The 18,049-nt window shown below is 66.0% G+C and carries 16 protein-coding genes and 1 pseudogene; 9 read left to right on the top strand and 8 right to left on the bottom strand.

What is annotated here, in order from left to right; all coding sequences use genetic code 11:
• Nucleotides 1-2: 2 nt before the first annotated feature.
• A complete protein-coding gene (locus BAMB_RS21760) occupies nucleotides 3-953 on the bottom strand; it encodes a DUF1460 domain-containing protein (protein WP_227739317.1) in 951 nt (316 codons plus the stop codon).
• Between the two features lie 287 nt (nucleotides 954-1,240).
• Here BAMB_RS21760 and BAMB_RS21755 point away from each other — a divergent pair, with 287 nt between their 5' ends.
• On the top strand, nucleotides 1,241-1,969 hold the full coding sequence (locus BAMB_RS21755; protein WP_041491508.1) for a hypothetical protein: 729 nt from the start codon (nucleotides 1,241-1,243) through the stop codon (nucleotides 1,967-1,969).
• 69 nt (nucleotides 1,970-2,038) lie between these two features.
• Here the strand turns inward: BAMB_RS21755 and BAMB_RS21750 are convergent, their stop codons facing one another.
• Together BAMB_RS21750 and adiC are read right to left on the bottom strand one after the other, a co-directional pair.
• A complete protein-coding gene (locus tag BAMB_RS21750) occupies nucleotides 2,039-4,378 on the bottom strand; it encodes an Orn/Lys/Arg family decarboxylase (protein WP_011659330.1) in 2,340 nt (779 codons plus the stop codon).
• 2 nt (nucleotides 4,379-4,380) lie between these two features.
• Nucleotides 4,381-5,907, bottom strand: a complete 1,527-nt coding sequence (gene adiC, locus BAMB_RS21745) for an arginine/agmatine antiporter (protein WP_011659329.1) — start codon at nucleotides 5,905-5,907, stop codon at nucleotides 4,381-4,383.
• Between the two features lie 438 nt (nucleotides 5,908-6,345).
• Here adiC and BAMB_RS21740 point away from each other — a divergent pair, with 438 nt between their 5' ends.
• From BAMB_RS21740 to BAMB_RS21720, 5 genes are all read left to right on the top strand, one after another.
• Entirely contained in the window at nucleotides 6,346-7,416 is a 1,071-nt protein-coding gene (locus BAMB_RS21740; protein WP_041491681.1) for an NAD(P)H-dependent flavin oxidoreductase, read from the top strand.
• Between the two features lie 150 nt (nucleotides 7,417-7,566).
• Nucleotides 7,567-9,021, top strand: a complete 1,455-nt coding sequence (locus BAMB_RS21735; protein ID WP_011659327.1) for a M20 family metallopeptidase — start codon at nucleotides 7,567-7,569, stop codon at nucleotides 9,019-9,021.
• Between the two features lie 70 nt (nucleotides 9,022-9,091).
• Nucleotides 9,092-10,201, top strand: a complete 1,110-nt coding sequence (locus BAMB_RS21730; protein ID WP_011659326.1) for a malate/lactate/ureidoglycolate dehydrogenase — start codon at nucleotides 9,092-9,094, stop codon at nucleotides 10,199-10,201.
• Nucleotides 10,198-10,635 (top strand): TfoX/Sxy family protein, encoded by a 438-nt coding sequence (locus BAMB_RS21725; RefSeq protein WP_011659325.1) that lies wholly within the window; start codon nucleotides 10,198-10,200, stop codon nucleotides 10,633-10,635. The genes BAMB_RS21730 and BAMB_RS21725 overlap by 4 nt, the downstream gene beginning before the upstream one ends.
• 236 nt (nucleotides 10,636-10,871) lie before the next feature.
• On the top strand, nucleotides 10,872-11,450 hold the full coding sequence (locus BAMB_RS21720) for an NnrU family protein (RefSeq protein WP_011659324.1): 579 nt from the start codon (nucleotides 10,872-10,874) through the stop codon (nucleotides 11,448-11,450).
• Between the two features lie 126 nt (nucleotides 11,451-11,576).
• On the opposite strand, the gene BAMB_RS21715 is transcribed toward BAMB_RS21720, so the two are convergent.
• The 5 genes from BAMB_RS21715 to BAMB_RS21695 all read right to left on the bottom strand — a co-directional run bounded on the left by BAMB_RS21715 (nucleotide 11,577) and on the right by BAMB_RS21695 (nucleotide 15,387).
• On the bottom strand, nucleotides 11,577-12,314 hold the full coding sequence (locus tag BAMB_RS21715; RefSeq protein ID WP_011659323.1) for a sulfite exporter TauE/SafE family protein: 738 nt from the start codon (nucleotides 12,312-12,314) through the stop codon (nucleotides 11,577-11,579).
• Between the two features lie 213 nt (nucleotides 12,315-12,527).
• A complete protein-coding gene (locus BAMB_RS21710) occupies nucleotides 12,528-13,106 on the bottom strand; it encodes a DUF488 domain-containing protein (protein WP_011659322.1) in 579 nt (192 codons plus the stop codon).
• On the bottom strand, nucleotides 13,103-13,330 hold the full coding sequence (locus BAMB_RS21705) for a hypervirulence associated TUDOR domain-containing protein (protein WP_011659321.1): 228 nt from the start codon (nucleotides 13,328-13,330) through the stop codon (nucleotides 13,103-13,105). Before BAMB_RS21705 ends, BAMB_RS21710 begins: the two co-directional genes overlap by 4 nt.
• A 491-nt stretch (nucleotides 13,331-13,821) precedes the next feature.
• Nucleotides 13,822-14,238 carry a plastocyanin/azurin family copper-binding protein gene (locus tag BAMB_RS21700; RefSeq protein WP_011659320.1) on the bottom strand — a complete coding sequence of 139 codons (417 nt, stop codon included), beginning with the start codon at nucleotides 14,236-14,238 and terminating at the stop codon, nucleotides 13,822-13,824.
• A gap of 75 nt (nucleotides 14,239-14,313) precedes the next feature.
• Nucleotides 14,314-15,387, bottom strand: coding sequence for a TIGR03118 family protein (locus BAMB_RS21695; protein ID WP_011659319.1), 1,074 nt, complete (start codon nucleotides 15,385-15,387; stop codon nucleotides 14,314-14,316).
• Here BAMB_RS21695 and BAMB_RS21690 point away from each other — a divergent pair.
• From BAMB_RS21690 to BAMB_RS21685, 3 genes and pseudogenes are all read left to right on the top strand, one after another.
• A complete protein-coding gene (locus tag BAMB_RS21690) occupies nucleotides 15,373-15,639 on the top strand; it encodes a hypothetical protein (protein ID WP_041491507.1) in 267 nt (88 codons plus the stop codon). The genes BAMB_RS21695 and BAMB_RS21690 overlap by 15 nt on opposite strands.
• Nucleotides 15,640-15,909: 270 nt before the next feature.
• Nucleotides 15,910-16,038, top strand: a pseudogene (locus BAMB_RS35040) (ABC transporter substrate-binding protein); the annotation flags it as partial.
• 596 nt (nucleotides 16,039-16,634) lie between these two features.
• Nucleotides 16,635-17,531, top strand: a complete 897-nt coding sequence (locus BAMB_RS21685; RefSeq protein WP_011659316.1) for a LysR substrate-binding domain-containing protein — start codon at nucleotides 16,635-16,637, stop codon at nucleotides 17,529-17,531.
• The last annotated feature ends 518 nt before the right edge of the window (nucleotides 17,532-18,049 follow it).

Below are 18,049 nucleotides of genomic sequence, written 5' to 3'. Positions count from 1 at the left end.
GCTCAGGCGCGCGGCCTCAGCACCACGATGCCCGGCGTGTTCTTCACATACTCGAGAAACGGCGAATCGACGACCTTCATGTTGGCTTTCTTCGACGACGCGTTGCGCAGCATCGGCCCGTCGCTTGTCGCGACGAAGAAGCCGACGTGCGTGACGTCGAGGCCGTCCGCCTTCGCGTAGATGCCGATGTAATCGCCGGTCCGGAGCCGGCTGACGACATAGTCGTCGACGAATTCGCTCGGGATATGCGCGACGTCCCGCCGGACCACCGGCAGTCCAGGCACGTACGTGTCGCCGTCGGCTTTCCTGTTGAGTTGCTTCGTGACCGTGACGGCGCGGGCGCTGAGCGCGGTTGTCACGTCATCGGCCAGCAGCACCGGCCGGTTGGCCCAGTCCGTGAAGAAATGACGGCGGTGCTGGAAGTCGATGTCGCCGTTCACGTAGCGCGTCCGGACGAGACGATCGGCGTAGTCGGCTTTTGTCACGGCCTTTCTCGCTGTTTCGACGTAGTCGAGATAAGTGAAGCAATCGAGTCCGCTGAAGTCGATCACGAGTTGTTCCGGCGTAGTCGCGGCCCCCTTGAGCATGCCGTCCCGATAAGGGGTGCCGAGAAATTCGCGCGACAGCGTCTCGATGAGCTGTTCGGTGCCGCTGTCCGGATGCGCGGCGCGGAGTGCCAGTAGCGCGTCCAGTTTGCCGGAGGTCGCTTCGTTCAAGTTCGCGAGCGCGGTTTGTTGCTGCGTCGGCTGAGCGGACGAAACGGACGTATCGTTGCCGCACCCCGCTAATACGAGGGCCATCATGAGCGGCGCCATCTTTCTGAAATGGCTTTCAATTTTCACGGTTGGGTATGCGTCGAATGATGTTGTTTGTCGTGGCCGGTTGACATGCGTCGAACAGATTCGCAAGAAGTCGACCCGGGTGTGAGCGGCTGGGCCCAGCCGCCGCAGCACGATAAGGCGCGACCGAATGCGCGTCTCAATATCTCAAAGAATTCTCAATATTGTCGTGCGGAGAGGATGACACGATCCCGCTGATGAACGTGCCGCAGGCCGGCTTCGCGGCCGCGCAGTTTGATGGTGTGCGGCTTGCTCACAGCGGTGCCCGACCGTCGGGCGCTTCTTGCCGACTCCGGGCGCGCGTAAGATGGCGGTCGCCGTGCGGCGATCCACGCATGCCGCGCATTGCGCGCCGCTGCAGGAAGCCGCCATCGACCGCTCACAACGACAAGGACAACACCATGGGCCTGCTGGGAAAGCTGTTCGGAAAGAAACCGCGTGACGAAGCGGCATCGCCCGCGCCTTTGGCGCAAGCGTCAGACGCCCCGGACGCTCACGACGCGGCCGGGCAGGACGCCCCCGACATCGCACCGGAACTCGCGCCCGCGCTGAAGGCATTCCAGGCCGGCCGGCACGAAGCCGCGATCGCGGCCGCCGCGCCGCATGCGGAGCGGCTCGCCGATGCGGCGCGCCTGTGCGCGCTGTCGTACTCGGCGATGAAGCGTTACCCGGAAGCATTTCCGTACTGGCTTGCGCTGTTCGACCACGAGCCGAGCGCGCACAACGCGGTGCAGCTCGCGACGACATCCGTGATGTGCGACGAAGTGGAGCGCGGCGAAGCGTGGCTACAGAAGGCCGCCGAGGTCAATCACGACACGCACGAGCAGTCGGATGTCGCCGCGCGCGTGAACTTCATCTCCGCGCTGATGCAAAGCGGCCACCTGCGCGAGGCGCTGCCGCATCTCGCCTGGGTGCGCGACGTGTACGGCCACGTGCACATCACCGACTCGACCTTCCTCCACCTGCGCGGCATTCCGTTCTTTTCTTCATTCCTCGAGAACAGTTTCGAGATCCTGAAGGTCACGCAGCCGGCCGACGCGATCGCGCCGTGGTACGGCGAACTGAAGGGCAAGCTCGATGAAGACGGCGAAGCGCAGCTTGCCGCATGGGTCGGGCGGCTGCCGGCATAACCGGCGGCTCACCCTGCGTCGCGATGCCGGCCGCGGGTTGCCGGCGCGGCGTCGCGACGCACACGCTCCTCAGCGCGTGTTGGTCTTGCGATCGACTTGCCGGATGCAGGCGATCCGGTACACGCCGTCCTCGACTTCGACGCCGTGCGTATCGTGCGTGAAGCCGGGGAAGCGCAGGTCGAATTGCTCGAGCGCCTTCAGGTAGCCGAGCAGCGGCCCGTCGGCCGGCCCCGCGTTCTCGCCGGGCATCAGCAGCGGAATGCCGGGCGGATAGGGCACGACGCCCGTCGCGACGGTGCGGCCCGCCATCTCCGACAGCTCCAGCATCTCGATGTCGTTGTGCACGAGATGCTCGAACGCCTCGGCCGGGCTGAAGTCGGGCTGCGGCAGCGTCGAGAAGCCGCGCGACATCATCTCGGTCGTCTTCAGGTCGCTCATTGCGCTGAACATCAGGTCGCACAGCTCGCGCAGGCCGAGCTTGCCGTAGCGGTCCGGATAACGCGCCACGAGGTCCGGCAGCGCCTGTTCGAGCGGCGCGTTCGCGTCGTAGTCGCGCTTGAAGTCGAGCAGCGTGTTGACGAGCGTGCCCCACTTGCCCTTCGTCACGCCGAGCGAGAATAGGAACAGGATCGTGAAGTCGGTCGTCTTCTCGACGACGATCCCGTGCCGGTCCAGATACGCGGTGACGACCGATGCCGGAATGCCGACCGGCATCAGGCCGCCGTGCGGCGCGACGCCCGGCGTGACGATCGATACCTTGATCGGGTCGAGCATGCAGTAGTCGTCCTCGATCTCGCCGAAGCCGTGCCACGTGTCGCCCGGATGCAGCACCCAGCACGACGGATCGGTGGCGAGCAGCGTTTCGTCCGCTTCATGGAAGCGCACGCGGCGGCCCGTCTTGCGGTCGACCACGGTGTCCGGCTGCCAGCCGTTGAAGAACCAGTCGTCGTTCTCCTCGCATTCCGCGTGCAGTCGCGCGAGCATCCGGCGAAACGACACGGCCTCGCGGATCGCGTCGGTCGTCAGCGCCTCGCCGCCGGGGCCGTCCATCATCGCGGCACTCACGTCGTTCGACGCGATGATCGCGTAGTTCGGCGACGTCGACGCGTGCATCATGTACGCCTCGTTGAAGCGTGCATGCTCGATCGGGTTGCGGCCGTTGCGGACATGGATGAACGATGCCTGCGACAGCGCGGCGAGCAGCTTGTGCGTCGATTGCGTCGCGAACACGGTCGGCTTGCTCGCGTCGTGCTGCGACGGATCGCCGTGCATCGCGTGACGGTCGCGGTAGATCGGGTTGAAGCGCGCATAGCCGTACCAGGCTTCGTCGAAATGCAGCCGGTCGACGCTCTGGCCGAGCAGTTCCTCGACGCGCGTGACGTTGTAGCAGAGGCCGTCGTAGGTCGAGTTCGTGATCAGCGCATGCACGGGCGTCGGATCGATGCCGTCGCGGCCGCGCACGAGCGGATTCGCGTCGACCGCGAGCCGCACGGCGGCGGCCGTGAGCCGTTCCGGCATGATCGGCCCGATGATCCCGTAATGGTTGCGCGACGGGATCAGGTAGGTCGGAATCGCGCCGGACATCGTCATCGCATGCTCGGCCGACTTGTGGCAGTTGCGGTCGCACAGCGCGACCTGATTGCGCGTGACGCTCCCCATCAGGATCACGCGGTTCGACATCGACGAGCCGTTCGTCACGTGATACGTGCGGTGCGCGCCGAACACGCGCGCGGCGTAGCGTTCGCTTTCGCCGATGGGGCCCGAGTGGTCGAGCAGCGAGCCGAGTTCGCCGACCGAGATCGACAGGTCCGAGCGGAACAGCGCTTCGCCGAAGAATTCGAAGTACGCGCGGCCGACCGGCGATTTCAGGAATGCGGTGCCGCCTGTGTGGCCCGGCGTGTGCCACGAGTATTCGTACACGCGCGAGAACTGCGCGAGTGCGCGGAACATCGGCGGCAGCACGGTCTCGCGATAGCGTTCGATCGCGGCGACGATCCGCCCGCCGATGAACGCGGTGGTGTCCTCCAGCATCCAGATGAAGTCGTCGGCCTTGCGCATCGCGTCGACGGGAATCGCGGCCGCGCTCGCGCGGCTCGCGAGCAGGAACACCGGCACCGTCGCATTGCGTGCGCGCATCGCGTCGAGCACGGCCCGCGCGGGCGCATGCTCGGGATCGTTGCCGAGCTCCCAGTTGAGCAGCAGGCACTGGATCGCGGGATCGGCGTCGACCACCGCGCGCGCGTCTTCGGCGGACGTCGCGATCACGACGTCGACGAGCCGGGCGCGCAATTCTTCGGCGAGGGCGGTGGCTGCGCGGCCGGTGGCCGTGCGTTCGTCGATGTCGTGCTGCACGAGCAGCGCCTTCATGCCGAGGCGGCGAAACGCCGGTTGGGTCAAGGTAGCGGTCATGGTTATTCCCCCGTTTGCTGGGTTGCCTGGACACCCGCGGCCGGCGAGCGGGCGTGAAGAATGTCGGCCTCGTGTCGGCCCACCGAAATCCAGAAGGTGGCGACGAGTGCGACGATGGTCACGCCGAGCGCGAGGTAGCGCACCCAGCGCGGCGAACGGCCGCCCGGATGGACATGGGTTTCCTCGATTTCGCGCTGGCGGTTGATCGACAGCTCGTAGAAGACGATCGTCGCGATCACGAAGATCAGCGACCAGCGCGTCTGCTGGCCGTCGGAGCCGACCATTGCCCACAGCGCGTAGACCGCGCCGATCAGGCCGACGATCGTGTAGAAGGTGAACTGGTGCGACGGCATCTTGCCGTAGCCGAGCACCTTGATCGCGATGCACGAGTAGATGTACGGCAACAGCGTCATGATCACGGCGATCGACGCGATCTTGCCGAACTGCTCGCTCGCGCTCGGCGACATCGTCGCGAGCACCTGCACGGACATGATCGCCGCAACGATCGCGAGGCCGGCCGACGGCACGTTCTTCGAGTTGACGCGCGCGAACACGCCGGCGAACAGGCCGTCGTCGGCCGCGGCCTTCGCGGTCTGACCGACCAGCAGTGTCCAGCCCGCGAGCGAGCCGAGGCAGCCGAGCGCCGCGCAGATCGCGACCGCGTTCGCGGCGGTGTCGCCGAGCGCGAGTCGCGCGGCATCCGCGAACGGCGCGCTCGACGCGAGCAGCGCCTTGTTCGGGATCATCCCCATGATCACGGTCGAGCTGAGCACGTAGCACACGGCCGCGAGCACGACGCCGCCGACGGTGGCGATCGGCACATTGCGCGACGGGTTCTCGACGACGCCGGCCGACACCGACGCGCTTTCGACGCCGATGAATGCCCACAGCGTGAAGTTCAGCGTCGCGCCGATCGCGCTGAAGCTGCTCGCGCCCGACACGTTCCAGCCGGCGAAATACACGTCCTTGCTGAACCAGAACCAGCCGAACACGGCCATCCCGAGGATCGGCACGAGCGCGAAGATCGTCGTGACCGACTGCACGCGGCCGACGATGTTCGGCCCGAGGATGTTCGCGTAGGTGAACAGCCAGATCACGAAGATCTGCGCGAGCGCAAACACGAGCGGGTCGCGCAGCACGGGGAAGAAGTGCGTCAGATAACCGAGGCCGGCGACCGCGAGGCCGACGTTGCCGAGCACGTTCGCGAGCCAGTAGATGAGGTTGGTCTGGTAGCCGATGTACGGGCCGAACGATTTGCGTGCATACGCATACGGGCCGCCGGCGGCCGGGTCGATCGCCGCGAGCTTCGCGAACACCAGCGCGAGCGACACGGCGCCGACCACGGTGATCAGCCAGCCGAAGATCGCGATGCCGCCGGTGGCGGCGAGGTTCGCGGGCAGCATGAAGACGCCGGAGCCCATCATGTTGCCCGCGACCATCAGCGTGGCGGGGACGACGCCGATTTTCGGCGCGGAAATCGCGGCCGGTGTGGCGGCGGAGCGGGAGGAGGACGAGCTGGCATCGGACATGCGGGGCTCCTTGAATGGACGTGATGCTGTTGAGGTGGCGCGGCCCGGCGCCGGTCGACGATTCCGGAATGGATCGCCGTTTTATTAAACGACGTCATGGTATATCGCTAGTCGATTTTTTAATGGTAAACGCTGACATTTAATGAGTTAAATGTTGATCGATGTCATTGAAATACGTTGGGTGGCGTTGGGGCCCGGGGCGGGGCGCGATACGGCAGATTTCGCAGGATTCGGCGGTAGTGGGCGGGGAAAGCTGAGTTCGGGCGGGTCGGCAGCGATGGGCAATCCGGTTTTTTTGCCGATTTGGATTGAACATTTCTCGACGTAAATGTTCGATCTTTCGGGCGCGATTTTGTCGGCTATTATCTGGTGCGTTGAATATATGAGCCATGCAAGCGCGCCGCCGGTGCGCATGACGATTTTTCCTTTCGAAGGATGATGCCGATGCTGCCTTCCCGTTTGCCGCTGATTCAGGCCCCGATGGTCGGTTCGCTGAGCGCGCTTGCAATCGCAGTCTGCGAAGCGGGCGGGCTCGGCTCGCTCGCATGCGCGGCGCTCGGCCCGCAGCAACTGCGGGACGAGATCGCGGCGATCCGCGCACGCACGCAGGCCCCGTTCAACGTGAACTTCTTCTGCCATACGCCGCCCGCGCCGGACGCCGAGGTCGACGCGCGCTGGCGCGCGGCACTGGCCGGCTACTACGCGGAAGCCGGGCTCGATCCGGTCGGCGTGAAGGGCGGCGCCGGCCGCGCACCGTTCGACGACGCGATGTGCGCGGTGGTCGAGGAGATGCGGCCGGCCGTCGTGAGCTTTCATTTCGGATTGCCGGACGATGCGTTGCTGGCGCGCGTGCGTCGTACCGGCGCGCGGATCGTGTCGTCCGCGACGACCGTCGAGGAGGCGCGCTGGCTCGATGCGCGCGACGTCGATGCGATCGTCGCGCAGGGCGCGGAGGCCGGCGGCCATCGCGGGATGTTCCTGACCGACGACATTCACGCGCAGCCGGGGCTGTTCGCGCTGTTGCCGCAGATCGTCGACGCGGTGCGCGCGCCCGTGATCGCGGCGGGCGCGATCGCCGACGGCCGCGGCATCGCGGCCGCTTTCGCGCTCGGCGCCCGTGCGGTGCAGATCGGCACCGGCTACCTGCTCACGCCGCAGGCCGGCCGCTCCGCGCAGCACCGCGCGGCGGTGCGGGCGGCGCGCGACGACGGCACCCGCATGACCAACCTGTACACGGGTCGGCCGGCGCGCGGCCTGCTGACGCGCTTCATGCGCGAGCAGGGGCCGATGAGCGCGCTCGCGCCCGCGTTCCCGCTCGCGACGGCCGCGGTCGATCCGCTGCGCGGCGCATTCGAACGGCAGGGCCGCGACGATTTCTCGCTGCTGTGGTCGGGCGAGGCCGCGGCGCTCGCGCGCGAAGAGGACGCCGGGGTGCTGACGCGACGCCTGTGGGCCGACGCGCTGGCGTGCGCGGCGGGGCTGCGCGACACGTTCCCGCCGGGCGACTGAACGGGCGCGGAAACGGACGCGGAAACGGATGCCGGAAGGGGGCCGAAGGCGAGCCCGAAGCCGGCGGCGGAAAGCGCCGCCGAAACGCCCCGGCCGAAGGCCCATCGGCGTATCATCCGTTTTTTCATCAGCCCGATCCAGGCACCCATCATGACCTCCGTCGACACTACCCCCGTCCTCGACCATGACAAGCTCGTTACCTTCGTCGAGCGCAAGTGGAACGATGAAATCCTCCACGCACTGACCGACTACATCGCGATCCCCGCGAAGAGCCCCGCATTCGACCCCGACTGGGCGCAGCGCGGGTATCTCGAACGCGTCGTCACCGATGCCGCGCAGTGGGCCGAACGCCAGCCGGTGAAAGGCCTGAAGCTCGAGATCGTGCGCCTGCCCGGCCGCACGCCGGTGATCTTCTTCGAAACCCCCGCGACGCGCGCGGGCAGCACCGACACGATCCTGCTGTACGGCCACCTCGACAAGCAGCCCGAATTCGACGGCTGGCGCGCGGACCTCGGCCCGTGGACGCCGAAGTTCGAGAACGGCAAGCTGTACGGCCGCGGCGGCGCGGACGACGGCTACGCGATCTACGCGAGCCTCGCGGCGCTCGGCGCGCTTGACGAGCAGGGCGTCGAACGGCCGCGCTGCGTCGGCCTGATCGAAACCTGCGAGGAGTCGGGCAGCTACGACCTGCTGCCGTACGTCGACGCGCTGCGCGACCGGCTCGGCCAGGTGTCGCTCGTCGTGTGCCTGGATTCGGGCGCCGGCAACTACGACCAGATGTGGCTCACGACGTCGCTGCGCGGGCTGGTGTCCGGCGACCTGCAGGTCGAGGTGCTCGAGGAAGGCGTTCACTCGGGCGTCTTCGGCGGCATCGCGCCGTCGAGCTTCCGCGTGATGCGTCAGCTGTTCGAGCGCCTCGAAGATGCGAAGAACGGCAACCTGCTGCCGGGCGTGTTCCATTGCGAGATTCCCGACAGCCGCGTGCGCGAAGCCGACGCGGCCGCCGCGATTCTCGGCGACACCGTGTGGAAGGGGCTGCCGTGGGCGTGCGGGATGGACGGCAAACCGGTGCTGCCGACCACGACCGATCCGCGCGAGGCGCTGCTGAATTCGACGTGGCGTCCGTCGCTGTCGGTGACTGGCGCGGCCGGGCTGCCGGCGCTTTCCGACGCGGGCAACGTGCTGCGTCCGCGCACCGCGTTCAAGCTGTCGCTGCGCCTGCCGCCGCTCGTCGACGCCGCGCAGGCCGTGCAGCAGCTGAAGGAACTGCTCGAACTCGATCCGCCGTACAACGCGAAGGTCACGTTCAAGCCCGACGCGGGCGCCGCGACCGGCTGGAGCGCGCCGGATCTCGCACCGTGGCTCGCGTCGTCGCTCGACGCCGCGTCGCGCCGCCACTTCGGCGCGGACTGCGCGTACATGGGCCTCGGCGGCACGATCCCGCTGATGAACGTGCTGCAGGAAGGGTTCCCGTCCGCGCAGTTCATGGTGTGCGGCGTGCTCGGCCCGAAGTCGAACGCGCACGGGCCGAACGAATTCCTGCACGTGCCGTACGCGAAGAAGCTGACCGCGGCGGTCGCGGACGTGATCGCGACCGCGCGCTGAGCGTTCGCGCTGCCTGTCCCCATTCGACCCGACCCGACCGGATCCCGCCTGACCTGACGGAGCCTTGCCGATGACCGCGCTGCCGACACCCGCTACCGACCCGCTGCGCATGCGCGCCGAACCGCTGCACGCATTCGTCGCGGCACTGTGGGAGCGGGCCGGCAGCAGCGAGCGCGAGGCGCGGCTCGTCGCCGATCACCTGGTCGGCGCGAATCTGGCCGGGCACGATTCGCACGGGGTCGGGATGATCCCGAACTACGTCGCATCGTGGCGGGAAGGGCAGCTGCAACTCAACGGGCACGCGTCGATCGTCCGCGACGGCGGCGCGGTGCTGACGATCGACGGCGGGCGCGGCTTCGGCCAGGTGATCGCGTTCGAGGCGATGGTCGAAGGGATCGAGCGGGCCCGGCGCATGGGCATCTGCGCGATCGGGCTGCGCGACGTCCATCACCTCGGCCGCATCGGGCACTGGGCCGAGCAGTGCGCGCGCTCGGGCCTCGTGTCGTTCCATTTCGTCAACGTGCCGGGCGACCTGCTCGTCGCGCCGCTCAACGGCACCGATCCGCGCTTCGGCACGAATCCGTTCTGCGCCGCGTATCCGCGCGCGGGCCGGCCGCCGCTGCTGCTCGATTTCGCGACGAGCGCGATCGCGTACGGCAAGACGCGGGTGGCGTACAACCAGGGCAAGCGCGTGCCGGCCGGGTCGCTGATCGATCATCGCGGCCAGCCGACCGACGATCCGGCCGTGATGCACGAGCAGCCGTTCGGCGCGTTGCTGCCGTTCGGGCTGCACAAGGGCTATGCGCTGGCCGCGATGTGCGAGATCTTCGGCGGCGCGCTGGTCGGCGGGCATACGACCTACGGCGACACGCTGCAGAAGACGAGCGCGATCGTCAACGGGATGCTGTCGGTGTTGATCGATCCGAACGCGTTCGATGCGGCCGACGCGGAGCGTGAAGCCGATGCGTTCGTCGCGTGGGCGAAGGCGTCGCCGCAGGCGGGCGATGCGCCGGTGCGGATGCCCGGCGAGCCGGAGGAGGCGAGCCGCGCGGCGCGCGGCGCGGACGGCATTCCGGTCGATCGTGCGACGTGGCGGCAGATCCGCGAGAGCGCGGCGGCCGTCGGCTTCGACGATGCCGAACTCGACGGGTGGACGCAGCGCTGCACGGAGGCCGCATGAGCTGGCAGGCGGAGAAGGCGCACGGCGAGGAGATCGCCTACCAGCTCGCGCCGCTCGGCAAGGTAGAGGTCGTGCGGTTCTTCAGCGGCGCGGCGATGCGGCTCGACGGCGTGATGTTCGGCTTCATGTCGCGCGGGTCGCTGTTCCTGCGCGTCGACGACGTGAACCGTCCTGCGTTCGTCGCGGCGGGGATGGGGCCGTTCTCGTACGAGCGGCCCACGCGCACCGTCGCGCTCGAAGGCTATTACGAAACGCCGGCCGACGTGCTCGAGGACGCGGGCGCGCTGTTCGACTGGTGTCGCGGCGCATATCGCGCGGCGCTGCTGGCGGGGGCGCAGAAGCGCAACGCACGGCCGAAAGCGAAACCGGCGCCGAAATCGGAGGCAAAGCCGAAGCCGGAGGCGGCGCGCAAGCGCACGCAGCGTCGGCCGTAAGACGGCGCTTTTTCCTTCTTTGTCCTTTCTTTCGAGCCACGGCGGGTGCCCGCAAGCGCCGGGCTTGACGGACCGCATGGTTCGCCGACTTCACAACGGCGGCCCCGGCGTTTATGATCGGCGCGGTTGCGTCCGTGCCCGGCGCAACCCGAGCCGGTGTCGCCGCCGGCCTCGCGAACGGCGCATCGAAAGCCGCGCGAATGTTCCCCACTCATCGTTCCAGACGGAGATAGCCGATGCTCGTCCTGATTCTCGGTTTAGCGATCTTCCTCGGTGTGCATTCGATCCGGATCGTCGCGGATGGCTGGCGCTCCGTCACCATCGAGCGGATCGGCGAGAAACGTTGGAAGGGCCCCTATGCGATCGCGTCGATCGTCGGCTTCGTGCTGATCGTCTGGGGTTACGGGATCGCCCGCCAGAACGGGACGCTGCTGTGGGTGTCACCCGTCGGCGTGCGCCACCTCACCGGCATGCTGACCGCGATCGCATTCGTGCTGATCGCGGCGGCCTACGTGCCGCGCAACCGCATCAAGACGCTCGTCGGCCATCCGATGGTGGCCGGCGTGATGGTGTGGGCGGTCGCGCACCTGCTCGCGAACGGCACGCTGCATGCGGTCGTGCTGTTCGGCGCATTTTTCGTGTGGTCGCTGGTCGATTTCGTCGTGTGGCGCGCGCGCGACCGCCGCGACGGCGTCCGCTATCCGGCCGGCAGGCTGTCGGGCGATGGCGTGACGATTGCGGCCGGGCTCGTCGTATGGGCCGTGTTCGCGCTGCTCCTGCACGGGCCGCTGATCGGCGTGCGGCCGTTCGGTTGAACGTGGCCGCCTGCAACGATTGACGAGCGGGGCGCATGAGCCGCCCTGGGCGCCTGCGACATCGCGGCGCGCGCATTACCCGCTACCCGCCTTCCCTCAACGTACGGATGCCCGCCCGAGCGTGCGTCAGATCGGCTTGACGAACAGCCCGATGGTCAGCGCGATGCCGATGCACACGATCGCAATCCGCAGCACGCGCTCGTTCACGCGGTGCAGCGCCCACGCGCCGAGCAGGCCGCCGACGATCGCGCCGCCGCCGAGCGCGATCGCCGCCTGCCAGTGCAGGTGCGGTGACGTCAGGAACAGCACGACCGCCGACGCGTTCATCACGCCCGCGAGCGCGTTCTTGGTCGACATCGCGTGACGCGGCGACAGGCCGGCCATCGTCAGTGCGGCCATCATCAGGAAGCCGATGCCGCCGCCGAAGTAGCCGCCGTAGATCGCGATCAGGAACTGCGCGATCGCGGCCGTGACGGGGCCGAGATGCTGCGTGTCCACGCCCGGCTTGCGGAAGAAGCTGCCCCACGCGAACACGACCGTCGCGAACAGCACGAGCCACGGCACGAGGTGCGAGAAGATCGATGACGGAGTTTTCAGGAGCAGCAGCCCGCCGAGTGCACCGCCGACCACGCTGATCGCGAACAGCGCGCGAAACGGCAGCTTGCCCGCGCCGCGCACCATGTTTCGGCTCGCCCAGCCCGTCGTGACCTGACCGGGGAACAGCGCGACCGTCGACGTGATGTTCGCCGCGAGCGGCGACATGCCCGATAGGATCAGCGCGGGCAGCGTGACGAACGAGCCGCCGCCCGCGAGGGCATTCTGCAGGCCGGCCCACAGGCCGGCGATGATGATGAGAGCGAGCATCGGTGATGGAGCGCGGAGGTGGCGGGGTGCGCGGTCCGGAAGCAGGCGCGCGCGATGATCGCCCGATGGTAATGCAGGATCGCGGCGGCGCAAACCGTGGCGAGCGCGCGGTGTGGCGGGTGCGCAGGGGGGCGGCCGGCCGATGGGAAGCGTTGCCGTTGTGCCGCGCGTCAGGCCATCGCGGCCATGCGCACGAGCACGACTCGCGCCGCGTTACTCGTTCGGTTCCCCGGCGGTGCCGTCGTCAGCCGCATCGCTGTCGACGTCCGGATAGACGATCGTGCCGTCGTCCCGGATCACCGCGCCGGCCGTGAGACGCGCGGGCTCGACGCGATTGCGGCCCATGATGTGCAGCACCGTTTCGCCGCGCGCGATCAGATAGTCGGACACGATGCGCCGGTGACACCGCCACCACACGGCTTCCGAACACATGATCGCGCAGCGTTGCCGGTGCCCTTGTTCGATCAGCCGGTCGAGGCCGGCTCGAAACTCGGGCGACAGCGCGTAGTCGGCGTAGCGATGGAAACTGCGATTGGTCCAGAAGTCGTTGACCTCGTCGGGCACGTCGCGCGACTTGCCACGCAGGCCGCCGAGCTCCGCGATGTGCTCGTACGCGATATCGACGGCGGCCAGCGCGTCGGGCAGCGTCGCTTCGTTGAACTGCGGATTCGTGCGCGAGCGCGTCATCTTGCGGATATCGGCAAGCAGCGCGATATCGACCGCGTCGAGCATCTCGACGAACTCGTCGAGCGTGCGGTTCGAATGGCCGATCGTGTAGAACGGGAGCGTCATGCGTCGTCCTTGCCTGCTATGCGTTCGAGCACGCGGCCGCGATGCGCGGCGATGTGGTCGGTTCGGTCGCTCTTGATCTCGTATTGCGGATCGTCGGGCGACGCGCGATGGCGATGCCCTTTGTAGTCGAAATCCTGCGTGTGGATCGCAATGATCGTGCCCGTCACGTAACCGGCTTCGGAATTCCAGCGGACGTGGTCGCCCAGTTTGAATGGATGCGTCATGCGGAAGCCTCCTTGCGTCGATACTGCGTCGCTTGCCGGCGTGGCGCGGGCAGCCCGACGGCGACGGCAACGCATGCAGGCGTTCATTATCCGTCGGGACCGGATAGGAGAAAAGCGACGCGGCCGCAGGCCGACGAACTCAAGTTGCGCTCTTTGGGAATGCTGGAAAAGCCAGCGTATCAAGCTTCGCCGGTGCTGCTCAATTCCATCTACGACTCCTTGAGAAGTTCCGGTATGGGCGCGAAGGAAGCGATGAGTACCGCGGCCGAGCGTGCCAATAGACCGGCGGCTCAAACGACACGTTGAAAAGGGGTGGGGGCAGCAGCACAAGGGCATCCGTCGGCGTGACGCCGAGCGGCGCTGCGCGACGGACGAACTGAACAGGAGCCGAGGTCAGCGGCGCACATGCCTGGCCGCGCCGCGCGGCGAAGTCTCCTGTTCCGATCGCACGGCGGCGCTTCCGGGCTGTCTTTCGGGGCCGCTGCAGTGACTTACGGCGTCACGACAAGCGCCGTGTGCATGCCCGCAACATAATGTCCCGGCTTGTTGCAGATCAGCACGTAGTGGCCGGGCGTGAGCTTGAATGACGCGCGCTTGCTCGTTCCCGGGGCGATGTCTTCGACTTCGCCGATCTTTCTCAACCTGTGCTCCAGCACCTGCCCTCTGCGGACAGGAAGTGCATCATCCGAGAGATTGGTCCTGAGCAAGACGAGTTCGTGCTCCATGTTGTTGTCGACGGCATTTTTGACATCGAACGTGACGCGACCCGCTTTCATGTTGTGTGTGTCGAGCTGGATCGAATTCGAACGCAACGTCGCGTTGACGGTTTGCTCCGCCCAGCCGGGATGCGATGTCATGCCGAGGGCAGTCACACTGGCGACGACGGCGATTCTGTGGGCGGCGTCCATGGGGCCTCCTTTGCATCGAAACAACGCGCCTATCCGGCGTCGAGCGATTGCCGCAAGCAATCCCGGCGAGAACGCTCACGGGCCGACGTCGATGCGGCCATAGACACCGTCGGCTTCGTCATTGGGGCCGGCAGCAAAAAACAGCGTATTGACAGGTTGATTGTTGAGGCCGTTGCCGAATGCGATGCCCCACAGCCCCGGCTCGACGATCGCCTTGCCGTCGGGTTGCTGCAGGGTCCCGCGCAGCATGCCTGACGTCGCATCGAACGCGTGGATCATGCCGTCACCGAAGTTGCCGATCAGAACGGTGTTGCTGAAGCGGCCGAAATTCGCGGGTGCAGGCGCCATGCCCCACGGCGCATTCAACGGTTCGCCGGAGGCGAAGCGTTGAATGAATTGTCCCGATGGGCTGAACACGTCGATCAAACCCAATCCTGCACCAGCGACGTCGTCGTGTGCTGCCGCATCCTGCTTTGCATAAGCAACGTAAAGTTTCGAGTTGATCGCCTGAATTCCAAACGGCGCAAACCCGGCCGGCAAAGCGGGATCTTGAAATGCACCGGTCGTCGTCACCTTTGTGAAGGTCCTGTCGAAAACATCGATCCTGTTGTTGTGGAAGTCCGTTGCGTACAGGAAATTCGCGCCGTTGTTGCTGGCCATGGCGAGCCCTTTGTAGACGGCGCTGCCGCCGCTGTCGAACACGGTGACGGCCGAGGTCGGATTGACGGCTGGCGACCAGGCGGTGATCGTTCCGCCCTCGCCGACGAAAATGAAGGATGCCGGCCCCGATTTTGTGCCCTGGCTCACCACGAAGTCCGACGTGCCATTGAATACGATGCCCGTGGGGGAGGCGTCGCCTTGCGAGCCGGCGGGGATCGTCACGACGAGCGATTGCGGTACGCCATTGCCGTCATAGAGCGTTGCGTGCTGCGTCCCGTTATCCGCGACCCACACAAAACCCCTGGGATTGAATGCAATGCCCCACGGATTCTTCAGGTTTGTATCCACGTGAGCAGCGGGCAGGGCACCGTCGGAAACCAGTACATCGACCTTGTACTGACTGACGTGGGATGAATTGCCGCATGCGACGACGCTGGTCAGCACGAATGCGATCATCGCAGCGCCGAGCGTTGTATGGACCTGTTTCATGACTGGGCTCCGAACACGATTGGGACGTTAGTAAACGGAGCGGCCGATGCGTTTATTCCGTTCGTTTCGTTTGACTTCAAACACCAGAACCCGCCATCGCCGCTGATGCTGGCGCAGGCCGAGCCAGAGAATCTCCGGCATGCGGGGCTCGAGACAACGGAGCGTTTCGAACACCAGTCGTTGTTCCATCACGGCGATGACGGCGCCATTGCCGGCGCCATTGCCGGCGCCGGACGGCGTCAGATCGTGTGACTCGGTTCGGGCAAAAACCGGCCGGTCGACGCCTGCCTCCGGTTCGTCGACAACCGAGGCCCCGTAAGCGCATATCGGCGGGGTGTTTCGGGGCACGTTGCACCGCGCGCGCAAGCGCGTCGATTTCACTTGCATGCATGTACAACCCTCTGCCGAGAATCTGTTCCGCCACGTCGAGCAAATGCGTGTGAACGCACGGGTTCATATGGGACACAACGCCGGCATCGTTGCTCTGGCTCGCGCAGCGTAGCACCTCGACGGCGCCGGCCTGCGGGCGAGGCGCTGAAATGCGCGCCGGGGGGGCGCGCGACCTTCACGTCGGCGGATGCGTCGGGGCTGATCTACGACGCGATCACAGTCACGCCGACGAGCCTTGCCGCGCGCGGGGCCGACTGGGCGCCACGACATGATCGAAACCGACTGGTTGCCGAATTTCGTCGTGCCGCTCAGCCAGGTGACGTTCTTACCGGATCCCGAATCGCCGGACAATAGCCCTGCAGCGTGAGCGGCCGGCGCGCCGCGAGTGGTTTGGCGACCGACTCGTGGAGGCGCCAGCCAGACGCGTCACCTGGTCGCCGGTGGTGTTCTCTCGGCAATCGGCCGATACTCTGGACGTGATCCGCATTCTGCATATCACCGGATGGACGTCGATCGGCGCCTGTAGCGCACGCCGAGTCCGGCCGTCGTGCCAGCCGCCGTAGACCAAAATAAATCTCTCACTCCAGAATCGTCGTAGATCAAGGCTTGCGGCCCGCAAGTTGACGACTTTATTGACGGTCCCGCCAAAATAATGTCGTCAATTCGCATACGTCCGGATTAAATTTGTCAATTCGCGTCATAGACTTCGGGCCCGACCGTAAGGCCCTGATCTTATGGACGATTCCCGGCACGCAATGCGGCCGGCTACGACGCCACGCCCGCGCGGCGCTGACAGCGGACCGCGGGTGTACCACGTTCGCCACGATAGATCGACGCAAGCTTCCCCAAGGATAACCATGGAATTGCGACACCTGCGCTCCTTCAACGTACTGGCTGAGTGCGCTAACTTCACGCAAGCGGCGAAGCAGTTACATGTCAGTCAATCCACCCTGTCTCACACCATTAAGCAGCTCGAAGATGAACTCAAAGTCGAATTGTTCGACCGGGTTGGCAAGCGCGTCACGCTCAATCGGGACGGTAAGCAATTTCTGGGAACTGTTGCTCGCACCTTGGGCGAACTTGACAGCGGCATCGTCTCACTAAGAAATTGCATCTCCGAGCTTTCAGGCGAATTGCGTATCGGGACGACTTCAACCTTCAACGTTCGCTTGTTGCCCGGCTGCGTTTCGGAATTCCTCACGCAAAACCCGACCGTTCACGTGACAATCGCCGAGTTGCCAGGCAAGTCGATCGAAGAACGCGTGCGAAACGGCCAGCTAGACGTCGGCATCTGCTATACACCATCCGACACGGGTGGACTTTGGTTCGAACCGCTCTTCAACGAGGAACTCGTCATCTTTGCTCCGTTGAATCATCCTCTCGCAAAGCGACGACGTATCCGCATGGTCGAGCTCCATCGTCAGCCGCTCATTCTTCCGTCTGCTGAAGTGGGGGCACGGCACATTCTGAATGCGTGCTTTCGTGCCGTGCATGCTCAACCTACGCCCGTCGCGGAAATCAACTCCATCGTGCCAATGTTCGAACTGTCCCGCTCACTTCGCATTCCCACTATTGGCTCCGAGTTTCTGTCCAAGGCCGTAAGCGATTTTGCCGTTGTCCGAATCGTCGACCCCAAGCCCATTCGCACGCCCGTGCTCCTGCAAAAACAAGATGGACCACAGAGCGCGACCTCGAAGGCCTTCGCCGACATACTGAAACGACAGTGCGCCCATCAGTCGGAACAGCGGCTTTAGCGGAGTTGTTCCTGCGCAGCTGGTTCCCACGAGCCTCACACCATCAGGATTTGGCGCTGCGCGGGCCGATGAGCGCCTCGCTTCCAGCTCAAACTCGTGCGCTAGCGGTGCCCGTGGGGCCGAGCTTTGCGATCCGTCGAGCATACGCGTCACGCATTCGCCGGCACGCTGCCACCGTTCAGACAGTGGCGCGAGCAGTCGTCCGACCTGCGCGTGCTGCACCGCCATGCACGACGGCTTTGCCCTCAAATCTCCTCGGCCTGTTTCTCAACCAATCGATCAAGACATCAGCCCCAGCGTCCTGGGCGCGACGGCTCCGCAACGCCAAGGCGATGCATCCGGGCCAAACTCATTGAGGGCACGCGCCTGAAACCAATGCAAAGGCGAACCGGAGTCGGCCGTTCGTGCCTTCAGGCGCTGGAGCCGCCGATGGGCTCTCGAGTTCCCCGAGCAGGCTAGCGACAGTGCCGTATGTGAGGTCACCGGGAAGTCGAACAATGCAGCATCAATCGACCGCG

Origin of the sequence: Burkholderia ambifaria AMMD (genome assembly GCF_000203915.1) — a bacterium.
Lineage (GTDB): Bacteria > Pseudomonadota > Gammaproteobacteria > Burkholderiales > Burkholderiaceae > Burkholderia > Burkholderia ambifaria.
This window is presented reverse-complemented; position numbering and strand designations above follow the sequence as displayed.

Bases quoted from the DNA above. Each gene is read 5' to 3' on its own strand.
- BAMB_RS21755 (WP_041491508.1), top strand. From the start codon at position 1,241: ATGGGCCTGCTGGGAAAGCTGTTCGGAAAGAAACCGCGTGACGAAGCG.
- BAMB_RS21720 (WP_011659324.1), top strand. From the start codon at position 10,872: ATGCTCGTCCTGATTCTCGGTTTAGCGATCTTCCTCGGTGTGCATTCG.
- BAMB_RS21730 (WP_011659326.1), top strand. From the start codon at position 9,092: ATGACCGCGCTGCCGACACCCGCTACCGACCCGCTGCGCATGCGCGCC.
- BAMB_RS21690 (WP_041491507.1), top strand. From the start codon at position 15,373: ATGGACCTGTTTCATGACTGGGCTCCGAACACGATTGGGACGTTAGTA.
- BAMB_RS21700 (WP_011659320.1), bottom strand. From the start codon at position 14,238: ATGGACGCCGCCCACAGAATCGCCGTCGTCGCCAGTGTGACTGCCCTC.
- adiC (WP_011659329.1), bottom strand. From the start codon at position 5,907: ATGTCCGATGCCAGCTCGTCCTCCTCCCGCTCCGCCGCCACACCGGCC.
- BAMB_RS21750 (WP_011659330.1), bottom strand. From the start codon at position 4,378: ATGACCGCTACCTTGACCCAACCGGCGTTTCGCCGCCTCGGCATGAAG.
- BAMB_RS21705 (WP_011659321.1), bottom strand. From the start codon at position 13,330: ATGACGCATCCATTCAAACTGGGCGACCACGTCCGCTGGAATTCCGAA.
- BAMB_RS21715 (WP_011659323.1), bottom strand. From the start codon at position 12,314: ATGCTCGCTCTCATCATCATCGCCGGCCTGTGGGCCGGCCTGCAGAAT.
- BAMB_RS21710 (WP_011659322.1), bottom strand. From the start codon at position 13,106: ATGACGCTCCCGTTCTACACGATCGGCCATTCGAACCGCACGCTCGAC.
- BAMB_RS21725 (WP_011659325.1), top strand. From the start codon at position 10,198: ATGAGCTGGCAGGCGGAGAAGGCGCACGGCGAGGAGATCGCCTACCAG.
- BAMB_RS21695 (WP_011659319.1), bottom strand. From the start codon at position 15,387: ATGAAACAGGTCCATACAACGCTCGGCGCTGCGATGATCGCATTCGTG.
- BAMB_RS21685 (WP_011659316.1), top strand. From the start codon at position 16,635: ATGGAATTGCGACACCTGCGCTCCTTCAACGTACTGGCTGAGTGCGCT.
- BAMB_RS21740 (WP_041491681.1), top strand. From the start codon at position 6,346: ATGCCGATGCTGCCTTCCCGTTTGCCGCTGATTCAGGCCCCGATGGTC.
- BAMB_RS21735 (WP_011659327.1), top strand. From the start codon at position 7,567: ATGACCTCCGTCGACACTACCCCCGTCCTCGACCATGACAAGCTCGTT.